Annotated in this window: 18 protein-coding genes; 7 read left to right on the top strand and 11 right to left on the bottom strand. The window is 53.7% G+C overall.

What is annotated here, in order from left to right; genetic code table 11:
• Position 1: 1 nt before the first annotated feature.
• Positions 2 to 2,983, top strand: a complete 2,982-nt coding sequence (locus N7268_RS21325; protein WP_260864367.1) for a virulence factor SrfB — start codon at positions 2 to 4, stop codon at positions 2,981 to 2,983.
• Positions 2,980 to 5,139, top strand: a complete 2,160-nt coding sequence (locus tag N7268_RS21320) for a virulence factor SrfC family protein (protein WP_260864366.1) — start codon at positions 2,980 to 2,982, stop codon at positions 5,137 to 5,139. The genes N7268_RS21325 and N7268_RS21320 overlap by 4 nt, the downstream gene beginning before the upstream one ends.
• 15 nt (positions 5,140 to 5,154) lie before the next feature.
• Here the strand turns inward: N7268_RS21320 and N7268_RS21315 are convergent, their stop codons facing one another.
• Positions 5,155 to 5,328 carry a GhoT/OrtT family toxin gene (locus N7268_RS21315; protein WP_198904153.1) on the bottom strand — a complete coding sequence of 58 codons (174 nt, stop codon included), beginning with the start codon at positions 5,326 to 5,328 and terminating at the stop codon, positions 5,155 to 5,157.
• A 193-nt stretch (positions 5,329 to 5,521) separates the two neighbouring features.
• On the opposite strand from N7268_RS21315, the gene yncL reads away from it, so the two are divergent.
• Positions 5,522 to 5,617 (top strand): stress response membrane protein YncL, encoded by a 96-nt coding sequence (gene yncL / locus N7268_RS21310; RefSeq protein WP_071524268.1) that lies wholly within the window; start codon positions 5,522 to 5,524, stop codon positions 5,615 to 5,617.
• Between the two features lie 359 nt (positions 5,618 to 5,976).
• Here yncL and patD read toward each other — a convergent pair whose 3' ends face one another.
• The 8 genes from patD to N7268_RS21270 form a co-directional block, all read right to left on the bottom strand.
• On the bottom strand, positions 5,977 to 7,404 hold the full coding sequence (gene patD, locus N7268_RS21305) for an aminobutyraldehyde dehydrogenase (RefSeq protein WP_260864365.1): 1,428 nt from the start codon (positions 7,402 to 7,404) through the stop codon (positions 5,977 to 5,979).
• 22 nt (positions 7,405 to 7,426) lie between these two features.
• Positions 7,427 to 8,233 (bottom strand): ABC transporter permease, encoded by an 807-nt coding sequence (locus tag N7268_RS21300; RefSeq protein ID WP_260864364.1) that lies wholly within the window; start codon positions 8,231 to 8,233, stop codon positions 7,427 to 7,429.
• On the bottom strand, positions 8,223 to 9,167 hold the full coding sequence (locus tag N7268_RS21295; RefSeq protein ID WP_198904149.1) for an ABC transporter permease: 945 nt from the start codon (positions 9,165 to 9,167) through the stop codon (positions 8,223 to 8,225). Before N7268_RS21295 ends, N7268_RS21300 begins: the two co-directional genes overlap by 11 nt.
• Entirely contained in the window at positions 9,168 to 10,184 is a 1,017-nt protein-coding gene (locus tag N7268_RS21290) for an ABC transporter ATP-binding protein (protein WP_260864363.1), read from the bottom strand.
• Positions 10,185 to 10,200: 16 nt separating this feature from the next.
• Complete coding sequence (gene ydcS, locus N7268_RS21285) at positions 10,201 to 11,346, bottom strand: putative ABC transporter substrate-binding protein YdcS (RefSeq protein WP_260864362.1); 1,146 nt, start codon at positions 11,344 to 11,346, stop codon at positions 10,201 to 10,203.
• A 328-nt stretch (positions 11,347 to 11,674) separates the two neighbouring features.
• On the bottom strand, positions 11,675 to 13,087 hold the full coding sequence (locus tag N7268_RS21280; RefSeq protein ID WP_260864361.1) for a PLP-dependent aminotransferase family protein: 1,413 nt from the start codon (positions 13,085 to 13,087) through the stop codon (positions 11,675 to 11,677).
• A 92-nt stretch (positions 13,088 to 13,179) separates the two neighbouring features.
• Positions 13,180 to 13,596, bottom strand: a complete 417-nt coding sequence (locus N7268_RS21275; RefSeq protein WP_260864707.1) for a type II toxin-antitoxin system HicB family antitoxin — start codon at positions 13,594 to 13,596, stop codon at positions 13,180 to 13,182.
• A 46-nt stretch (positions 13,597 to 13,642) separates the two neighbouring features.
• Entirely contained in the window at positions 13,643 to 13,819 is a 177-nt protein-coding gene (locus N7268_RS21270; RefSeq protein WP_260864360.1) for a type II toxin-antitoxin system HicA family toxin, read from the bottom strand.
• A gap of 263 nt (positions 13,820 to 14,082) precedes the next feature.
• Between N7268_RS21270 and N7268_RS21265 the strand changes: the two genes are divergently transcribed.
• The 4 genes from N7268_RS21265 (at position 14,083) to N7268_RS21250 (ending at position 17,040) form a co-directional block, all read left to right on the top strand.
• A complete protein-coding gene (locus N7268_RS21265; protein WP_260864359.1) occupies positions 14,083 to 15,486 on the top strand; it encodes a cytochrome ubiquinol oxidase subunit I in 1,404 nt (467 codons plus the stop codon).
• Positions 15,486 to 16,496 (top strand): cytochrome d ubiquinol oxidase subunit II, encoded by a 1,011-nt coding sequence (gene cydB, locus N7268_RS21260; protein ID WP_260864358.1) that lies wholly within the window; start codon positions 15,486 to 15,488, stop codon positions 16,494 to 16,496. Before N7268_RS21265 ends, cydB begins: the two co-directional genes overlap by 1 nt.
• The gene (locus N7268_RS21255) at positions 16,496 to 16,621 is read left to right on the top strand and encodes a DUF2474 domain-containing protein (protein WP_135321885.1); all 126 of its coding nucleotides are present in this window, start codon (positions 16,496 to 16,498) and stop codon (positions 16,619 to 16,621) included. The genes cydB and N7268_RS21255 overlap by 1 nt, the downstream gene beginning before the upstream one ends.
• 188 nt (positions 16,622 to 16,809) lie before the next feature.
• Positions 16,810 to 17,040: a YncJ family protein gene (locus N7268_RS21250; RefSeq protein WP_260864706.1), complete on the top strand. Its 231-nt coding sequence runs from the start codon at positions 16,810 to 16,812 to the stop codon at positions 17,038 to 17,040.
• Between the two features lie 3 nt (positions 17,041 to 17,043).
• Here the strand turns inward: N7268_RS21250 and rlhA are convergent, their stop codons facing one another.
• Entirely contained in the window at positions 17,044 to 19,005 is a 1,962-nt protein-coding gene (rlhA, locus tag N7268_RS21245) for a 23S rRNA 5-hydroxycytidine C2501 synthase (RefSeq protein WP_260864357.1), read from the bottom strand.
• Positions 19,006 to 19,084: 79 nt separating this feature from the next.
• Positions 19,085 to 19,621 (bottom strand): helix-turn-helix domain-containing protein, encoded by a 537-nt coding sequence (locus N7268_RS21240; RefSeq protein ID WP_260864356.1) that lies wholly within the window; start codon positions 19,619 to 19,621, stop codon positions 19,085 to 19,087.
• Between the last annotated feature and the right edge of the window lie 4 nt (positions 19,622 to 19,625).

Raw genomic sequence — 19,625 nt, 5'->3', positions numbered from 1 at the left:
TATGTTGGTCAATCTGTGTGATTACAAACAGAGCGTCACGCTCATCGCCAATAGCGGCGTACAGTTTCTGGATTTTGGGCTGACGCCACAGGAATCCGCACATCACGGTCGTTTCGTGCGCAAAACCGCAAACGGCCCACTACTGAGACTGGATTTCGACCTGATCACGGGTCGTTATACCCTGCGAGGCACGAGCGGTGGACAACCCGAAGTGGTGAAGCCGGAGAGCACGCAGGCGTTACATTATTCGCTGGATGTGCTCGACGGCGCCTGGTTACCGCTGCCTTTCCTGCGCTTTAACCCGCCCCGCACGTTTGTTGAAGGCCCGGATAACTGGGCGCGCGTGCAGGTGCGAAAACTGACGCAACCGGACAGCGCAGGCAACACGCACCGGGTCACCGTGGCGCTGGACAGTCAGCTGACCGCGCATGCCCCTGCGGCGTTGACCCCAACTGAAAATGACCTGCTTAACGGAACGCGATTTGCGCTGGCCTGGCAGGATAACGAAATCGCCGACTTCCTCGACCAGACCTGGATTGACGGCTGGCTGCGTGAATCCTTCCTGCAGCATGTCACGCAAAAAGAGAACCGTTCAGAGCAGGAGATCCAGCTCGCGCTGCGAAACTTTGAGTACCAGGCGCACTGGCTGAATGTGCTGGCGCTGCTGGGCGAGCAGCTTTCCGTCCCGGAAGTCAAACTGGTGACGCACACGCTGAGTACCCCGGCGATTCCCGTAGATCTGATTTTAGATATTGGCAATACTCATACCTGCGGCGTACTGATTGAGGATCATGGGGATGCCAATGACGGGCTGCGTCAGACGGCTGAACTTCAGGTGCGTTCGTTAAGTGAGCCTCAATTTCTTAACGATCCCCTGTTCACCAGTCGTCTGGAGTTTTCTGAAGCGCGGTTCGGCAAGCAGCACTTTTCCGTTGAGAGTGGTCGCGATGACGCGTTTATCTGGCCGTCGATTGTACGCGTCGGCGATGAAGCCCGGAAACTGGCGATGCAGCGGATGGGGACCGAAGGCAGCAGTGGGATCTCCAGCCCGCGCCGCTACCTGTGGGATGAAACACCGGTTTTACACGACTGGCGTTTTAGCCAGATGAATAGCAAAACCCAGCGCGAACCGCTTGCCACCGCCTTTCCGCTGATGAATCTGATGAACGACGACGGACAGCCGCTGTTCAGCCTGCCACAGGACGATCGACTGCCCGTGTTCTCTCCTCAGTACAGTCGCAGCACGCTGATGACCCATATGCTGTGCGAAATTCTGGCGCAGGCGTTGGGGCAAATTAACAGCGTCGCGACACGCCTGCGTCTGGGGTTCCCTGCCTCGCCTCGTCAACTGCGCACCCTGATCCTGACGCTGCCTTCCGCCATGCCAAAACAGGAGCGCGAGATCTTCCGTCTGCGCATGTTTGAAGCCATTGCGCTGGTATGGAAAGCGATGGGCTGGCATCCCCAGGATGAAGACTTCACCACCCGAAAACAGCAGGAAAAAAGCGTGGTTCCCGTCCCTGAGATCCAGATGGAATGGGATGAAGCCAGCTGCGGACAACTGGTATGGCTGTATAACGAAGCGATTTCCCACTACGACGGGCACACCGAATCGTTTTTTTATGCCCTCGCCCGACCGGATCGTCTGCCGGAGCCTGGAGAAGTGAAAGGTCGCGCTCTGCGCGTTGCCTCTATTGATATTGGCGGCGGTACAACAGATATGGCCGTCGTCCATTATTCGCTTGATGATGGCGTCGGCGCGAATGTCAAAATCACCCCGCACCTGCTGTTTCGTGAAGGATTCAAGGTCGCTGGCGATGATATGCTGCTGGACGTGATTCAGCGCTGCGTATTACCGGCTATGCAAACCCGTTTACAGCAGGCGGGCGTCACCGACGCTGCGGCGCTGATGGCCACACTGTTTGGCGATTCCGGGCGCATCGATACCCAGGCCATTTTGCGTCAGCAAACGTCGTTGCAGCTGTTCATGCCGCTGGGTCATGCGGTGCTTTCTGCATGGGAACAAAGTGATATCAACGATCCTGTTGCCGGGCTGCATGCCACCTTTGGCGAGTTGCTTTCCCAGCGTCCAACGCGCAACGTGATGAACTATATCCAGCAGGCCATCGATCATGCGCTGCCGCCGGGTTCCCCCGCCTTTGACGTACTGAGCGTGCCGTTACAGGTACAGTTCAGACAGTTACAAGAGGCATTACTGGGGGGACAATTTACCCTTACCGCCCCTCTGCACGCTGTTTGCGAAGCCATTTCACACTATCGCTGCGACATTTTGCTGGTGACCGGCAGACCCGCCTGCTTACCTGGTGTACAGGCGCTGATCCGCCATCTGCAGCCCGTTCCGGTTAACCGCATGATCTGGATGGACAGCTACCGCGTACATGAGTGGTATCCGTTCAGCCAACAAGGCCGGATCGGCAATCCGAAGTCCACCGCCGCCGTCGGCGCAATGCTGTGCAGCCTGGCGCTGGACTTACGCCTGCCGCGCTTTAACTTCAAAGCCGCCGATATCGGCGCGTACTCCACCGTGCGTTATCTTGGTGTACTGGATAATACGGTCAACACCCTGCGCGATGAGAACATCTGGTATCACGACATTGATCTGGACAAGCCAGGCGCCAGGCTGGATACCCGTCTGCACTTCCCGCTGCGGGGCAATGTAACGCTCGGTTTTCGTCAACTGGCGAACAGTCGCTGGCCCGCCACGCCGCTGTATACGCTGAGTATTAACTCGGCTGAACTGGCGAAAACCATTGCCGGCGATGGTGTGTTAAATGTTCGATTGCAATTACGCGGCGGGACCAAAGAGAGTGGTCCTGAATACTTCGTACTGAGTGATGCCTGGCTGCAGGACGGCACGCCGGTTGCCGCCGATGCCTTAACATTAAAACTGAATACGCTGGCGGATCGTCGCCATAGCGGTAGCCATTACTGGATTGATAGCGGGAGCGTGTACCTGAAATGAGCAAGATGTTAAACACCGCACAAGCTGCCATCGAATGGGTGATGGATACACGCGAGCGTACGGCGCGTCTTGATGATGAGGCCGATTCTCTGTTGGCGCAACTGACGCTGGCGGCAATGAATGAAACCGCGCTGAATGCGGCCTTTACCGCACAAGGTTGCGTGGGACTTTACGGGCACTCGCAACCGGCAAAAGCGCATCTGTTATCCGCGTTGTGCAGCAATGCCAACGGCAAACTGAATATCACGACCCCGGATCGCAGCTTTGATTATTTTACCCACATTAATCCGGGTCATGCGCCTGGCAATATGGCGATCCGCTTTACGCGCAATGAAACCGCGATGGATTCCGAGTGGCCGCTGCGTCTGCGGCTGCTGAGTGAGGCCGAACTGGTACAACTGTTTATCGCGCAGTTCTGCGCGTTACCGGACAACCGCCAGGTCGAGAAGTCGATTATTGAGGCGCGGTTAGACAAATGGCAAACGCTGCGCCAGCGTCACCCGGTTCAGGGGATCACTGCACAGGATGTGGCGACAATCGCCCATTTCTGGCGCACCTGCGTCCCCTCTTCTCAGCAGCAAATTGACGATGCGTTATGGCATCAGTTTGCCCTGCTGCTTCCTGCGCTGGATCTGACCACCCGGGCGAATGTCTGGGCGCTGCTGTGGGGAGAACAACCGGAACTGACGCAACAATGGCTGGCACTGGCGCATACGTTGCAACAAACCGGTCACGCAAAGGAGATTGCTGCACCGCTGAGTCTGCTGGTTGACCATTTTGGCTTGCCCGCCGAAAGTTTCCTGACTCAGGGCGCCTCAACTGCGAGCGAAGCGCAAAGCGATGTGGTGGTTCACCCCATTGCTGACCACCAGTTACTCAACGCGGTCAGTATCTCGCTGGATACCCTGGCGCTGCTTACGCGTGAGCTGGTACTGACGGTGGAAGACAGCGCGTCTGGCAACGCCGATCTTCTGGATATTCCCCTCGCGCCGGATACGCATCCCAATCCGCTATGGCAAGCCAAATTAGGCTGGATGCTGGAACATTACCGTCAGCATCTGCAACCTGATGTATTGGTGATATGCAATGCCGTCGCCACCCGCTCACAGACCCCGATAATCACCCGGACTTTACTGGGCTGGGTTAACGACACCCAACCTCTGCATGATGCCGCGCTGCCCGGCGTGGTCTGGGCGATCACGCCGCAGGATGCACGTTTTAGCACCCGGCAAAATCTGGATGAAGCCGTGCAGCAATTAATGGGTAAACCGGGACTGCACTGGGGCACGCTGCAGGCACTGGATAAACACAGTGTTCAGCGTCTTATCGAATGGTTATCTCAGGCAACCTCTGTGCAGCAGCGCCATGCCCGGTTCACCTCGCTTCGCGAGCAACACCAGCAACGCATTCGTGAAACGCTGAATACCTGGCTGGATGCCCGCGACGGCGAACCCGGATCATGCGAATCCGTGATCCGCCAGTTACAGGCTCAGGCGGCGAAACATGGCGACCTGCTGGACGGACTGCTTCCTCCGATGTGCCGCTTTGAGTCATTGCTGCGCATTCAAAAGCCCCGAGAGGAACAGGTCAGCGGACTTTTTAATGAAGAGATCGACTTGTTTGCCGACATGCAGGACGCCTCGCCCGCGCTGGAAAATAAAGAAACCGGGTATCTGGCACATAAAATGTGGATCAATCACGTGCGCCAGTGGTGTCGTAATGAGAATAATGCCCGCCGGTTAGGCCTTGAGCCCCGCACGCTCAGACAGGTCGCCGACATACTGGTCACCACCAGCTACCGGCTTGAGCTATCTCAGCAGCTACAGCATATCCTGCAACGCGAGAACGTCTGCGGAGCGCAGCTTCACGCCGCTATCGGGGATTTTATCACCTGGCTTGGCTACGCCAGCGTGGCAGAGGAAAAACGGCCGGCCAGCAGGGTCAACAAAGGGGCAGCAATTTTCAGTGCTCCCGTGCAACAGCCTATGCTTCGACTAACAAAACTGGAGGAGCAGCCTTCACATGGCGCAAGCCGCTACGTTTACGACTGGCTGGTTGCCCTCTACACCCGTGCTAATGAGAACACTGGTTATCAACATCCGCAGGATGTGACCGGGGCAGATAAAAAACGGTTGTTTGCCTTGCTAACGGCGTGAAACGGTATATATCCCTCAAAAGAGGGAAAACAGGAGCGCGACAGGAAAACTCATCGGCCATGTCGCCCCGACTAATACCGCACTCAGAAAGCGAATACGTTTTTTATCTTGCGAGAGAAACCAGGTTGTGATGGCTGCAAGTGCGGCCATTACCGCATAAAAAATCAGCATTTTTTGGTAAACAGACATTCGGGGGCATCCAGGCCAAAGGAAGAAATCGCGCGCAATATGCTCTTTTTTATGACTCACATCAAGTTTTATTCATTTTGTTTCGAAAAACGCCTGAAAAACAACCTATCCACGCAATGTTCAGATTTTGTACTATTGCGGATCGTTTTAAGCCGTACTATACCCATAGGGGTTAAAACGAAAGGTGGCAAAAATGAATGTTTCCAGCAAAACTGTGGTGCTAATTAATATCTTTGCTGCTGTAGGACTTTTCAGCCTGATATCCGCAAGGTTCGGCTGGTTTGCTTGATGTGATTCTTGTCGATTAATTGCAGCGTCTGTTGGCAGAGAGATGACGTTCTCTCTGCCTTTAGTTTGTTATTTTCCCACCCTGCCAAAGCCCGGTAAATTATCCTTAGTGCGTAATCCCCCTAACCTTTATGGGTGTTTTTTATGCCTGAGCCAGGTTGCGTTGACCTAAAAAAATGACGCCCCGGTAACAGGTACGTTATTACCGGGGCGTCATGATGTGCGATTTAGCCTGACCTCGCGGATAATTCCAACTTTCCGCCGTCCGATGGCGACGAGGCCAGTGGCGCGAATAGTATAGGCACAGGTACGCCAGTATTTAGCTATCCGTGCCCCTGTGGCTCTTCGCGGTTAAACGTGTTACTCGTGTTTAATCATCACATGGCGAATAACCGTGTAATCCTCCAGACCGTACACGGACATATCCTTACCATATCCAGAGAGCTTTTGCCCCCCGTGCGGCATTTCGCTCACCAATGTGAAATGGGTGTTGACCCAGGTACAGCCATATTGCAGACGGGCGCTAAGGCGATGCGCTCGACCAACATCTCGTGTCCAGACAGAGGACGCCAGGCCGTACTTCGAGTCATTTGCCCACTGCAGCACCTGATCTTCATCGTCAAAGACGGTGACGCTGACCACCGGGCCGAACACTTCCCGCTGCACAATGGCATCGTCCTGCTTCGCACCTGCCAGCAGCGTCGGCGCAAAGTAATAGCCAGAGCCGTCCACTATTTTACCGCCGGTGATCACTTTGATATGCCCGAGCGCTTTGGCCTCATCGACGGCTTTTGCCACGCGATCAAGGTGTGCTTTTGAGCTTAGCGGCCCCAGCTCTGTCGATTCATCATTCGGTGAACCTATTTTCAGACTGGAGACCGCCGCACCCAGTTTTTCGACCAGCGCGTCATAAATGCCACGCTGAGCGTAGATTCGACAGGCCGCAGTACAGTCTTGCCCGGCGTTGTAGTAACCAAACGTCCGAACACCATTCACGACGGCATCCAGATCGGCATCATCAAAAATAATGACAGGTGCTTTGCCGCCCAATTCCATGTGCGTGCGCTTAATCGTTGGCGCGGTATGCTGGATAATGTGCTCACCCGTCACAATTGAGCCCGTCAGCGAAACCATACGCACCTTTTCATGACCGGTCAGCGGATCGCCCACCGTCGTGCCCCGGCCAAACAGGACGTTAATGACGCCTGCCGGGAAAATGTCTTTCGCGTATTCAGCCAGTTTAAGCGCCGTCAGCGGGGTAATTTCTGACGGTTTAATCACCACGCAGTTGCCTGCCGCCAGTGCGGGCGCCAGTTTCCATGCCGCCATCATCAGCGGATAGTTCCACGGCGCAATTGACGCCACAACCCCCAGCGGATCACGGCGGATCATGGAGGTATGCCCTTCCAGATATTCCCCGGCGGCCGACCCTTGTAAAGTCCGCGCCGCACCGGCAAAGAAGCGGAAAACATCCACGATGGCCGGGATCTCATCATTGAGCACACAGTGCAATGGCTTGCCGCAGTTGAGCGACTCCAGTTCCGCGAATGTTTGAGCATTGTTTGCAATGGTGTCCGCCAGTTTCAGCAGCAGCTCCGAACGTACTTTTGGCGTGGTTTGCCCCCATGCGGTAAATGCCGTATCCGCAGCGCGAACGGCAGCATCGACCTGCATGGCGGATGCCTCGGCAATCTCCAGGATGATTTCACCTGTGGCTGGGTTATAAACTGGCTGCTTTTCACCTTCACCGCTGACCAGTTCGCCGTTAATCAGTAATTGATGTTGCATAGCATTTTTCCCATATCGTCGTTTATTTACCGTCTCCGGCGAGAGTTTCGCCTTCACGCGTTAGCCACCAGGCCCCTAAAATTGGCAGTGTTGTCACCAGCATGACCAGCAATGCCACCACGTTGGTAACAGGCACATCACGCGGCCGCCCCAGTTGATTGAGTAGCCACAAAGGAAGTGTTCTTTCATGTCCGGCGGTGAACGTTGTCACGATGATTTCATCAAACGACAAAGCAAACGCCAGCATGCCTCCCGCCAACAATGCCGACGCCAAATTCGGCAGTACGACATAACGGAAGGTTTGCCAGCCATTGGCGCCAAGATCCATGGATGCTTCGACCAGACTCCATGAGGTGCGGCGAAAACGGGCGACGACGTTGTTAAACACCACCACCACGCAAAACGTCGCATGCCCCACCACGATCGTGAGAAATCCCGGCTCCAGATTGATGGTTTTAAAGGCGCTCAGGAGCGCCAGACCGGTGATAATGCCCGGCAGCGCAATAGGCAACAGCAGCAACAGCGATATTGCACTCTTGCCAAAAAAGTCCCGACGCCACAGTGCCGCTGCCGCCAGCGTACCCAGAACCAGTGCGATAGCCGTCGATAACGCGGCGATCTTAAGTGACAACGTCACTGCTTCAAGGATATCGCTGCGCTGTGCGGCGACACTGAACCAACGTAGCGTTAACCCCTGTGGGGGAAAACTAAACGCAGCCTCCTCTGTATTAAAAGCATAGGTGCCGATGATGAGGATGGGAAAGTGCAGGAAAATAACCCCGCCCCATGCGGCAAGTTTGAGTAACCAGGGCGCGCGTTCAGAGTGCATCGAAAGCTCCCAGACGCTTCACGAACGCCAGATACAGTGCGATTAACACAATCGGCACCAGAGTGAATGCCGCCGCCATTGGCATATTGCCGATAGCCCCTTGTTGCGAATAAACCATGTTGCCGATGAAATACCCCGGCGGTCCCACCAGTTGAGGCACGATAAAGTCGCCTAGGGTCAGCGAGAAGGTAAAGATCGAACCTGCCGCAATGCCCGGGATCGCCAGCGGTAGCACCACGTAGCGGAAGGTCTGGCGTGGACGCGCACCCAAATCCGCCGATGCCTGCAGAAGTGACGGCGGTAACCGTTCCAGCGCAGCCTGTACCGGTAAAATCATGAAGGGAAGCCAGATGTAGACAAAGACCAGAAAGCGCCCTAATCCTGAAGTCGAGAGCGTATTCCCGCCGACCGCAGGCAACGTCAGGAAGGCTGTCAGTAATGGTTCCAGCCCGAGATGGGTCAAAAACCACTGCGCCACGCCGTCTTTTGCCAGGAGTAACGTCCAGGCATAGGCTTTGACGATATAACTTGCCCACATCGGCAGCATGACGGCGATGTAAAAAAAGGCCTTCATTTTGCCGCTGGTATACCGCGCCATATACCACGCCATCGGAAACGCCAGAATGGCGCTGGCGATAGTCACCGCCACTGCCATCGTCAGCGTTCGCAAAATGATGTCGTAATTGGCCGGATTAAACAGCGCCTGCAGATTCGCCAGCGTCAGATCTGGCGTCACTGACATGGTGAAATCGTCAAAGGTATAAAAACCTTGCCACAATAGCGTCAATAATGAGCCAAAGTAGACGATGCCAAACCACATCAGCGGTCCGAGCAGCAGCAAAAACAGCCCCAGCCCTGGATTACGCCAGAAAAACCCCGAAATTCGGTTCAGGTTTGTCGGCTGCGGTGGCGAATGTAAGACGTTCATAGCCATTCACCTCTCCTCAACCAGCGGTACCATAACGTCACGCGACCACGATGCCATCACCTGCTGACCTGGCGACAGCGTTGACGGCAGCATGTCTCCCGTCAGGTTCGCCTGGCTGACAAGTAATTTTTCACCGCCAGCAAGTTTGAGTTCAAACCGCGTCGCTGCCCCCTGATACTGCACCGCCTGGATAACGCCCGGCGCCTGAACGTCCCCGCCCGCATCATTTAAACGAATGTGCTCCGGGCGCAGAGAGAACATCCCCTGCAATCCGCAGACATTCGCGGACATCGCGGTATCGAAGACGTTTGATGTGCCGACAAAACTTGCCACGAACGGCGTGCGCGGTCGCATATAAAGTTCACGGGGAGAATCCACCTGCTCAATGCGGCCGTTGTTGAACACCGCCACACGATCGGACATCGACAGCGCTTCACCCTGATCGTGCGTGACAAAGATAAAAGTGATACCAAGCGACTGTTGTAATTTTTTCAGCTCAAGCTGCATTTGCTCACGTAACTTGAGATCCAGTGCGCCAAGCGGCTCATCCAGCAGCAACACGCGCGGCTCATTGACCAGCGCTCGGGCAATCGCTACGCGCTGACGCTGTCCACCCGAAAGCTGCGACGGCTTGCGTTCATGCACGAAGCCAAGCGCCACTTTATCCAGCGCTTCACGCGCCTTAGCGTGGCGTTGTTTTTTATCGATCCCCTTAACCATTAACCCGTAGGCGACATTGTCAAGAATCGACATATGCGGGAACAACGCGTAATCCTGGAAGACCGTATTGACATCACGCTCCCAGGGCGGCAGTTCACTGGCCTGTTTACCAAAAATCGAAATCGCGCCGCCTGAAAGCTGTTCAAAACCCGCAATCAGGCGCAGACAAGTGGTTTTGCCGGAGCCGGATGGCCCCAGCATAGAGAAAAACTCACCATCATTTATCGCAATACTCACGCCATCGACCGCACGAACATCCCCGTACAGGCGCGAGACATTATGAAACTCCACTGCGTACGTCATAAAACCCCCAGCGGAATTAGCGACCGCCCATAATGGCTATGTAATCCTGCGTCCAGCGACTATAAGGAACAAATTTTCCACCTTCGGCGATAGGCGTTTTCCAGAAGGCAATCTTGTCGAAATAGCTATAACCATTGGTTTCACAGCCTTTCTCACCCAACAGTGGGCTGGCTTTGCAACCTTCCGGCACAACCGGCAGAGAACCAAACCAGGCGGCAACATCGCCCTGAACTTTCGGGGTTAATGACCAGTTCATCCATTTATAAGCGCAGACCGGGTGTTTCGCTTCGCTGTGCAGCATGGTGGTATCAGCCCAGCCAGTAACACCTTCTTTTGGAAAAACAGTGGCAATAGGCTGACCTTCGCCTTTCAGGGCGTTAGCCTGATATGGCCAGGCGCTGGATGCGACAACACCTTCGTTTTTGAAATCGCTCATTTGCACGGTGGTGTCGTGCCAGTAGCGGTGGATCAGTGCGTGCTGATCGCTCAGGACTTTAATCACCGCCTGATACTGTTTTTCGGTGAGCTGATACGGGTCGGTAATCCCCAGTTGTGGCTGGGTGGCTTTGACAAATAACGCGGCATCCGCGATATAAATTGGACCATCGTATGCCTGGACACGCCCTTTATTGCTTTTGCCATCTTCAAGCGTTTGCTCAACAAACACCACTTTCCAGCTATCTGGCGGTGTCGGGAATGTTTTGGTGTTGTACATCAGCAGGTTAGGTCCCCACTGATACGGCGTGCCGTAGACCTTGCCGCCGACATTAAACCATTCGCCTTTTACCACGCGCGGATCGATCGTTTTCCAGTTCGGGATTAGCGCGGTATTAATAGGCTGGACACGTTTTCCCATGATCAGGCGCAGTGACGCATCACCTGAAGCCGTCACCAGGTCATATCCCCCTTTTGCCATCAGACTGACCATTTCGTCTGATGTCGCCGCCGTTTTCACATTGACCGCACAACCGGTTTCCTTCTCAAATTCCGAGACCCAGTCATATTGTTTATCGGTTTGTCCACGTTCGATATAACCCGGCCAGGCAATAATATCCAGGCGGCCTTCCGGCTTATCTAATGATGTGGGGGGTTCGGCTGCGTGGGCGGTCATCAGCGTCATACTGAGTGCGCACAGGCTGGTGAGGGCAAATTGCTTGCTCATAACGTCTTACTCCTGTCGAAAAATATTGAGCGGCAGCCCTGCCGTAAATATATGTCCTTTCCTAAAAATAGTCGGGGTGTTGAAAGCGTTCCTGCTGGCGCAAGGAAATTTAATCAGGTTGTGAGCTAACGCTCATTACGCCATTGATGATGGCGAGGTGATTAAATCTTCTGGAGTATAGACAAGGGGTTAGACGTGGCGGTGGCAATAATAACAACTATTGATATTTTGTATGGTTGCGCCCACGATAAATAATACTGAGGCTAAGCAAATGTTATTTCAAAAATAAGAACGCGCTATTCTTTTATATTGAATAGCGCGTTCAGTTTTATTTCATCATCTCGCGAATTAATTTCCCAAGTTGTTTCACGGCCTGTTCCTCGCGCTCTCCCCAGTTCCAGGCGGTATTGAAGCGAAAGAAACGTGTCCAGCTACCCGACGTAGAGAACATTTTGCCCGGCGCAATGCTGATGTGGTGTGCCAACGCCTGGGCGCTGAGTTCACCCGCATCAAGCGGCTCCGGCAGTTCCAGCCACAAAAAGTAGCCGCTGTCGTTATGGTGAATTTTGACTTCTGCCGGAATATGACGAAGCAGCGTTTGCCAGGCCTGCTGTTTACGTTCAGCCAGTTGGCGTCGCAACCGGCGTAAATGTGCGTCATAACGCCGGGTTGACAGGTAATCGACCAGCGCAAGCTGCATCGGAGAGCTGGTTGATAAGGTACTCATCAGTTGAAGTCGCTGAATACGCCGGGCATGCTGACCCGCGGCAACCCAGCCAATACGAAATCCTGGCACCAGGCATTTCGAGAAAGAAGAACAGTGCAACACCCTGTCGCCACGATCCCAGGCTTTTGCCGGCAACGGTTTTTCCCGGCCAAAATACAGCTCACTGTAGACATCATCTTCAATCAGCATCACGTTATACTTTTCCAGCAAGGCAACCAGATGCTCTTTTTTCTGTGCGCTGAGCGTAAAACCCAGCGGATTTTGACTGTTGGTCATCAACCAGCAGGCTTTTACCGGATACTCCTGCAACACCTGCTCCAGCGCGAGCAGATCAATCCCTTCCTTCACATCAGTGGCCACCGAGAGCGCCTTCAGTCGCAGCCGTTCAAGCGCCTGCAACGCGCCGTAAAAACAGGGGTTTTCGACAATCACCCAGTCACCGGGTTCGGTTACCGCCTGCAGACTCAGGTTAAGGGCTTCGAGCGCACCTGCCGTAATCACTATTTCATCAGGTGAGACCGTGATCCCCTGCTGAGCATAGCGTCGGGCGATAGCATGGCGCAGTTCGGCATTACCCGGCGGCAGGTTTTCGATCACGCTCATCGCTGTGGCTGTTTTACTCACTTGTGCCAGTGAGCGGTTAAGTTGCTGAAGTGGAAATAAGCGTGGGTCGGGAAATGCGGAGGCAAATGGCATGACAGATGCATCGCGACTGGCCTGCAACATATCAAAAATGTAGGTATTGATATCCACGGCTTCATCACGCATGACCTGCACCTGCGGCAGTATTGACGCCTCTCGTTCAGGCCGCGCGGCGACGTAGTAGCCGGATTGCGGCCGGGCGATGATCCGCCCCTGGCTTTCCAGCAACTGGTAGGCGTGCCCGACGGTCATAAAACTCATCCCGCTGCTTGCCACCTGCTCACGCAATGAAGGCAAGCGATCGCCCGGCTGCCACACGCCAGACGCAATTTGATCGCGAATTTGCTCTGCCAGTCGCTGGTATTTCTTCATTTTTTGTCCTGATAACCGATGTAGGCGATAGCCACTGTGTATATCAGTTTACATAAATCATACATTTTTGATAACTGTTATAGTTAACAGCTTTACAACATAGTCAACGAGAGTACTTTCCCTAACGCCCGTGCCGCTACCTGAACAGCATCAATTTTCGTTGCATGCTTTAAATCGAATAAACGCGTGATTTCCTGCTTTGGCCTACCGATTCTGCTCGCCAGTTCCTGCTGCGTGATATTTGATTCGAGGAAGGCGTTTAACAGAAGAACCCTGGACGCAACGCTAAGAGGAATTTCGACATAGTCATCAGCGGGATCAACCGCCGAAGGCAACGGGATGGGTTCATTGTCATCGAAGTAAAATTCAAATGCAGTGACCAGTGCCTCCTGTGCGGCCTGCAGCGCTTCATGACGGGTGTTGCCCTGAGTTAATGCTTCAGGGACATCAGGAAACGAAACCACGAAGCCACCTTCTTCCGCAGGGGTGAGATTGACGGGATAGCGCATAATTTCTGTAAAATCTCTCATGTAATTAGCCTTATAACAGTGATGTTTAATACAAACCAAGCTGCTTAAGAATGGCTTTTCGCAAGGCTTCTTTTATTTCATCACCAGGATGTCTGGGCATAACGCTTCGCTTTCCCTGATATCTCAGCTTCAAGTGATTTGCACCCTGCGTTACTTCAACGCCCTGAGATTCAAGCCAGCGTCTGAACTCACTTTGCTTCACTGCGCCTCCCTATTGACTATGATACATACAAAGTAAACATTTGTGTTTACTATTCCGTTGTTTTGTTATTCATAGCGAAAAATCGATGCCATGGGGAGGATGATGTGTCCGGATCGGAATGCGCATTCCAGATCCCATATCAGGTCTGTTAACTGACACTATTGATACAACTGTTATGGTTAAAAAGAACTGTTCTGTTTCTGCCCCCTCATGCTCCCCAGGCTTAGAATTGCGCTAAATCAATTTTGCCTGCGGAGTTAAGCATGTTCGGTCTTGACGCGTTTCACCTGGCGAGGATCCAGTTCGCGTTTACGGTATCCTTTCACATTATCTTTCCAGCCATTACTATCGGCCTCGCCAGCTATCTGGCGGTTCTCGAAGGTCTTTGGCTGAAAACTAAAAATCCGACCTGGCGTTCGCTATACCATTTCTGGTCCAAAATCTTTGCCGTTAACTTTGGTATGGGTGTGGTATCAGGTCTCGTCATGGCCTACCAGTTCGGGACCAACTGGAGTGGTTTCTCCGAGTTTGCAGGAAGCATCACCGGGCCACTCCTGACCTATGAAGTGTTAACGGCGTTCTTCCTGGAAGCGGGGTTTCTTGGGGTGATGCTGTTTGGCTGGAACCGGGTTGGTCCAGGACTGCACTTCTTCGCCACCTGTATGGTCGCGTTGGGGACGATAATCTCCACGTTCTGGATACTGGCCTCGAACAGCTGGATGCAGACGCCGCAGGGCTACGAAATCGTGAACGGTCAGGTGGTTCCCGTGGACTGGTTTGCGGTCATTTTCAACCCGTCATTTCCTTATCGTCTGCTGCATATGTCCGTTGCCGCTTTTCTGAGTAGCGCTCTTTTTGTTGGTGCGTCGGCTGCGTGGCATTTATTACGCGGTAACAAAACACCAGCAATCAAAGCCATGTTTTCAATGGCGCTATGGATGACGTTAATCGTCGCTCCGCTGCAGGCGTTGATTGGTGATATGCACGGTTTGAACACGCTAAAGCATCAGCCAGCCAAAATTGCCGCCATTGAAGGCCACTGGGAAAACCCTCCCGGAGAACCGACCCCGCTGCTTCTGTTCGGCTGGCCGGATATGGAACAGGAACGCACCCGTTATGGGCTGGCCATCCCGGCACTGGGAAGCCTGATCCTGACGCACAGTCTGGATAAACAGGTTCCGGCGTTAAAAGAGTTTCCAAAGGAAGATCGCCCCAACTCCACCATGGTGTTCTGGTCGTTTCGCATCATGGCAGGACTCGGCATGCTGATGATCCTGTTGGGCGCACTGGCACTGTGGTTACGCTACCGGGAACGGCTCTACACCTCGCGTCCGTTCCTGCGCTTCGCGCTGTGGATGGGACCTTCAGGCCTGATTGCCATTCTGGCGGGTTGGGTAACAACTGAAGTCGGTCGGCAGCCGTGGGTGGTGTACGGTCTGCAACGTACGGCTGATGCGGTTTCCGCGCATGGCGATCTGCATATGAGCATCAGCCTGCTGGCTTTCTTTGTGGTTTACAGTTCAGTTTTTGGCGTGGGCTACAGCTATATGATCCGCCTGATCCGTAAAGGCCCTCAGGAAGACGATCCGACGATTCCGCCAACGGGCACACCTGCGCGACCGCTTTCTGCTGCGGTCCTCGACTCTCAACATGAGGCACACCGCTAATGGGCATCGATTTATCAGTTATCTGGTTTGTTATCATCGTGTTCGCCACGCTGATGTATATCGTGATGGATGGTTTTGACCTCGGGATCGGTATTTTATTTCCCGCTGTTCAGGATGCAGACGATCGCGATGTCATGGTTAACAGCGTCGCCCCCGTCTGGGACGGAAATGAAACCTGGCTGGTGCTCGGCGGCGCAGGCTTATTTGGCGCGTTTCCCCTTGCTTATGCGGTCATTGTGGATGCCCTGACCATTCCACTCACCCTGATGCTGATTGGGCTTATCTTTCGCGGCGTGGCCTTCGAGTTTCGTTTTAAGGCGACTCCCGCTCACCGCCCTTTCTGGGATAAAGCCTTTTTGGGCGGCTCCATTCTGGCGACCTTTACCCAGGGCGTTGTGGTGGGTGCGGTTCTTAATGGTTTCGCCGTAACGGGTCGTAGCTATAGTGGTGGCCCGTTCGACTGGCTGACGCCGTTTACGTTGTTCTGCGGTGTCGGACTGGTGGTGGCCTATGCGTTACTGGGCGCGACATGGCTGGTGATGAAAAGCGAAAATCCGTTGCAGGATAAAATGCGCTGCGTCGCCAAAAAATTACTGCTGGCGCTGCTGGTCGTAATTGCCATTATCAGCCTCTGGACTCCCCTGGCACACAGCGCGATTGCACAACGCTGGTTTAGCTTGCCGAATCTGTGGTTCCTGATGCCGGTTCCGGTATTGGTTGCGCTGATAAGCCTGTGGCTATGGCGTACGCTGGGTCAGCAACACAGTCATGCCTCGTCTTTTGTATTGACGCTGGGGCTGATTTTCCTGGGATTCAGCGGATTGGGGATCAGCATCTGGCCACATATTATTCCGCCCTCTATCACTATCTGGCAGGCTGCGGCACCCGCGCAAAGTCAGGGTTTTATGTTGGTGGGGGCACTGCTGATCATCCCGATAATCCTGGTGTACACCTTCTGGAGCTATTACGTCTTCCGCGGCAAAGTTCAACATGGTGAGGGGTATCATTGATGCAACAATCAATCTGGAAACGTCTGATGTGGCTGGTGATCCTCTGGGGCGGCAGCGTACTCGCCCTGGCCGCCGTCGGTATGTTTTTTCGCGTGCTGATGACTGCAGCCGGATTTAAATCCTGAATATCACCCTGATACCAACCGGGTCGCGTTACGCTTCCCGGTTATAACAAATCCTAACGTTGATTAAACAAAAATGTAAAAAACATCGAATTGGCAAAACAGAGATTGCCATTAACCCGATTAAAATATTGAATAGTCACCTGGCGAAATTATCGCCATTCTGTCTACAACGTACCAGAGGGTGCATGATGTTTAAGAAAGGGTTAACGGTGTTATTGCTGGCCTGCGCGCTTTTTTCAGGTCAACTTTTCGCTACTAATCAGGGACATGAATATCTTCAGGTACAGGATGCCGATCATTTATTACGACACACGGCTGACAGTGATGAGTTGCGCGTGACGGCGGAAGAATCCGCCGCCGATCTCCGCGAACACCATCACTGGCAAAAATCACGCAAACCCGATACGCATTTGGGTTAACGCTTAACCTTTACGCTTCGGTAGCGTTTTCAGCAGTTCCTCGGGACTGACGGAAGCCACGACACTGCCGGGTAATGGCATTTTGAGTATGTGATTCTTCATTTTGCCGATAACGTGCATTTCGCACGGTCGGCAATCAAATTTCAGCGTCAGGACTTCATCACCGTTCACCAGTTGCATTGGCGTGGCTTTCCAGCTTTTGATGTTCCCTTTGGCCTGTTTTGGACACAGATTAAAAGCAAAGCGCAGGCAATGTTTGGTGATCATCACCGGCACATCGCCCTTTTCTTCATGCGCTTCATAGGCGGCATCAATAAGCTGAACGCCGTAGCGGTGGTAAAACTCGCGTGCTTTATGGTTATAGACGTTCGCCAGGAAACTCAGGTGCGTTTGCGGGTAAACCGGCGCCGGTTGCGATACCGGTTTACGGCTGCCACGCTGGTAACCGGACAAACGCGCAGCATCCAGCATCTCGATGGCTTCACGTCGCAACTGATTAAGCTGACCGTTCGGCACAAACAGCGCTCCCGGCAGATTCACCTGAATATCACGGGCGTAATAGAGCGTCTGGCCAAGTTTTGCCAGACCATCCTGCAGATTGCTCAACGCTTTTTCCGCGTTGTTCGCTTCCTCGAACTGACCGTCCAGCGTATGCGTGATACTGATGCCCTCTTCACTGGTCAGCGTCAGGATCAACTGCTCCTGCCACCCGCCCAGCTCAATATCGACAGCCACGCGGCGTTCGCTGGAGGTTTTGGTTAACGCCTGCTGCCAGTTGTGATCAAGGTTACGGTTCAGCGGATGGTGTGGACGCACTTTGTGCAGATCGGCAGGCATTTCATTCGGCCAGACCCGATAACGATTTTGCCCTGTTTTTTCGACCGTGTTGGCGCGAAATCCAACCACATCACGTTTGATCAACACGTTCAGACCGTCACCGTTTGCCAGCGGCTCTGTCACTTCAACGTCGAGGTGATCTTTTGCCACTTTCAGCACTTCACCGACTGGCAGGCCGATAAATTTCGGTGAGTCGAATGCGCCGATATCGCCTTTACGGGCGTTCACAAAATAATCCGTGCTGCCACGGTGGAACGTTTTCTCGGTCGATGGGGTAAAGAAATGCTCAGTGCGCCCGGCAGACGCCCGGGTCAGGTCACCGCGCTCTTCAATAATCGCGTCCAGCATCTGGCGATAATGTGCAGTGATGTTTTTCACATAGCTCATATCTTTGTAGCGACCTTCGATTTTGAAGGAGCGTACACCCGCATCGATCAGGGCGCCCAGATTGGCGGTCTGATCGTTATCTTTCATCGACAGCAGGTGTTTTTCATAAGATACCACGCGCCCCTGATCGTCTTTCAGGGTATAGGGCAGACGGCAAGCCTGAGAGCAGTCGCCACGGTTCGCGCTACGTCCGGTTTGCGCATGGGAGATATAACACTGGCCTGAATAGGCCACGCACAGCGCACCGTGAATAAAAAACTCGATCGTCGCATCGGTGGCCTGATGAATGGCGCTAATCTGCTCAAGGTTCAGCTCACGCGCAAGGACGATCTGGGTGAATCCGACGTCAGAAAGAAACTTTGCTTTCTCAACGCTACGAATATCGCACTGGGTACTGGCATGCAGTTCAATGGGCGGGATATCCAGTTCCAGAATCCCCATATCCTGCACGATCAGGGCATCTACGCCCGTCTGGTACAGATCGGTAATTAACGTTTGCGCAGGTTCCAGCTCATCATCGTGCAAAATCGTATTCAGCGTCACAAAGATTTTCGCCCCATAGCGATGGGCAAAAGGCACCAGTTCAGCGATATCTTTCAGACTGTTACTGGCATTATGACGCGCACCAAAACCGGGTCCGCCAATGTAAACGGCATCTGCGCCGTGCAAAATGGCTTCGCGCGCAATCGCGGTATCGCGGGCCGGGCTTAAGAGTTCAAGACGATGTGGTTGCTGTCGCATACGGTTGTTACCATCCAGAAGCGGTAAAAATGGCGGCTATTGTAGTCAGAAGTACGGCGTTTCGGAACCGTTTTCCCGTTTAACTTCGTGGGTAATGTATCAATGAATGAAAGTGCACGGTATGTTCGCTGCTGTTACGGTAGCTGTGCGCAGTATCCCCCGCAAACCGCACGCCCTCGCCTGTTTTTAGCGTTCGCCACTGACCATCAATGTACATATCCAGCGCACCATTGATCACCACGACATGCTCAATAACACCGCGTTCATGCGGAGTCGACTCACTGATGGCGCCGGGTGCCAGCAGTATCGAAAAATGGTCAAAGCAAAGTTGCGGATCCCACGGAAACAGCGGCGTGACCACCATGGCCTGCTGCTCGGGATCAAACGCGGGGGCGTGCTCTGACTCTGGCGGTGAAATAAAGGTCGAAAATGGAACGTTCAGCCCGGTCGCGATCTTCCATAATGTCGCCACCGTTGGGCTGGATTCATTACGTTCAATTTGTCCAAGCATCGCCTTTGATACGCCCGTCTCTTCCGCCAGCCGGGAAAGGCTCCATTCTCGTTGATGACGTAATGTCCTGAGTGTCGTCGCCAGATAGTGGGTTAAATTGTCCATTTGT

The sequence above is a fragment of the Citrobacter sp. Marseille-Q6884 genome, assembly GCF_945906775.1.
GTDB lineage: Bacteria > Pseudomonadota > Gammaproteobacteria > Enterobacterales > Enterobacteriaceae > Citrobacter.
Note: the sequence above shows the minus strand (reverse complement) of the source record. Positions and strands in the feature narration are given on the sequence as shown.

Excerpts from the sequence above, each read along its gene's own strand:
- patD (WP_260864365.1), bottom strand. The coding sequence starts at position 7,404 with ATGCAACATCAATTACTGATTAACGGCGAACTGGTCAGCGGTGAAGGT.
- N7268_RS21290 (WP_260864363.1), bottom strand. The coding sequence starts at position 10,184 with ATGACGTACGCAGTGGAGTTTCATAATGTCTCGCGCCTGTACGGGGAT.
- N7268_RS21250 (WP_260864706.1), top strand. The coding sequence starts at position 16,810 with ATGTTTAAGAAAGGGTTAACGGTGTTATTGCTGGCCTGCGCGCTTTTT.
- N7268_RS21265 (WP_260864359.1), top strand. The coding sequence starts at position 14,083 with ATGTTCGGTCTTGACGCGTTTCACCTGGCGAGGATCCAGTTCGCGTTT.
- N7268_RS21280 (WP_260864361.1), bottom strand. The coding sequence starts at position 13,087 with ATGAAGAAATACCAGCGACTGGCAGAGCAAATTCGCGATCAAATTGCG.
- rlhA (WP_260864357.1), bottom strand. The coding sequence starts at position 19,005 with ATGCGACAGCAACCACATCGTCTTGAACTCTTAAGCCCGGCCCGCGAT.
- yncL (WP_071524268.1), top strand. The coding sequence starts at position 5,522 with ATGAATGTTTCCAGCAAAACTGTGGTGCTAATTAATATCTTTGCTGCT.
- N7268_RS21325 (WP_260864367.1), top strand. The coding sequence starts at position 2 with ATGTTGGTCAATCTGTGTGATTACAAACAGAGCGTCACGCTCATCGCC.
- N7268_RS21240 (WP_260864356.1), bottom strand. The coding sequence starts at position 19,621 with ATGGACAATTTAACCCACTATCTGGCGACGACACTCAGGACATTACGT.
- ydcS (WP_260864362.1), bottom strand. The coding sequence starts at position 11,346 with ATGAGCAAGCAATTTGCCCTCACCAGCCTGTGCGCACTCAGTATGACG.
- N7268_RS21300 (WP_260864364.1), bottom strand. The coding sequence starts at position 8,233 with ATGCACTCTGAACGCGCGCCCTGGTTACTCAAACTTGCCGCATGGGGC.
- cydB (WP_260864358.1), top strand. The coding sequence starts at position 15,486 with ATGGGCATCGATTTATCAGTTATCTGGTTTGTTATCATCGTGTTCGCC.
- N7268_RS21295 (WP_198904149.1), bottom strand. The coding sequence starts at position 9,167 with ATGGCTATGAACGTCTTACATTCGCCACCGCAGCCGACAAACCTGAAC.
- N7268_RS21320 (WP_260864366.1), top strand. The coding sequence starts at position 2,980 with ATGAGCAAGATGTTAAACACCGCACAAGCTGCCATCGAATGGGTGATG.
- N7268_RS21255 (WP_135321885.1), top strand. The coding sequence starts at position 16,496 with ATGCAACAATCAATCTGGAAACGTCTGATGTGGCTGGTGATCCTCTGG.
- N7268_RS21315 (WP_198904153.1), bottom strand. The coding sequence starts at position 5,328 with ATGTCTGTTTACCAAAAAATGCTGATTTTTTATGCGGTAATGGCCGCA.
- N7268_RS21275 (WP_260864707.1), bottom strand. The coding sequence starts at position 13,596 with ATGCGCTATCCCGTCAATCTCACCCCTGCGGAAGAAGGTGGCTTCGTG.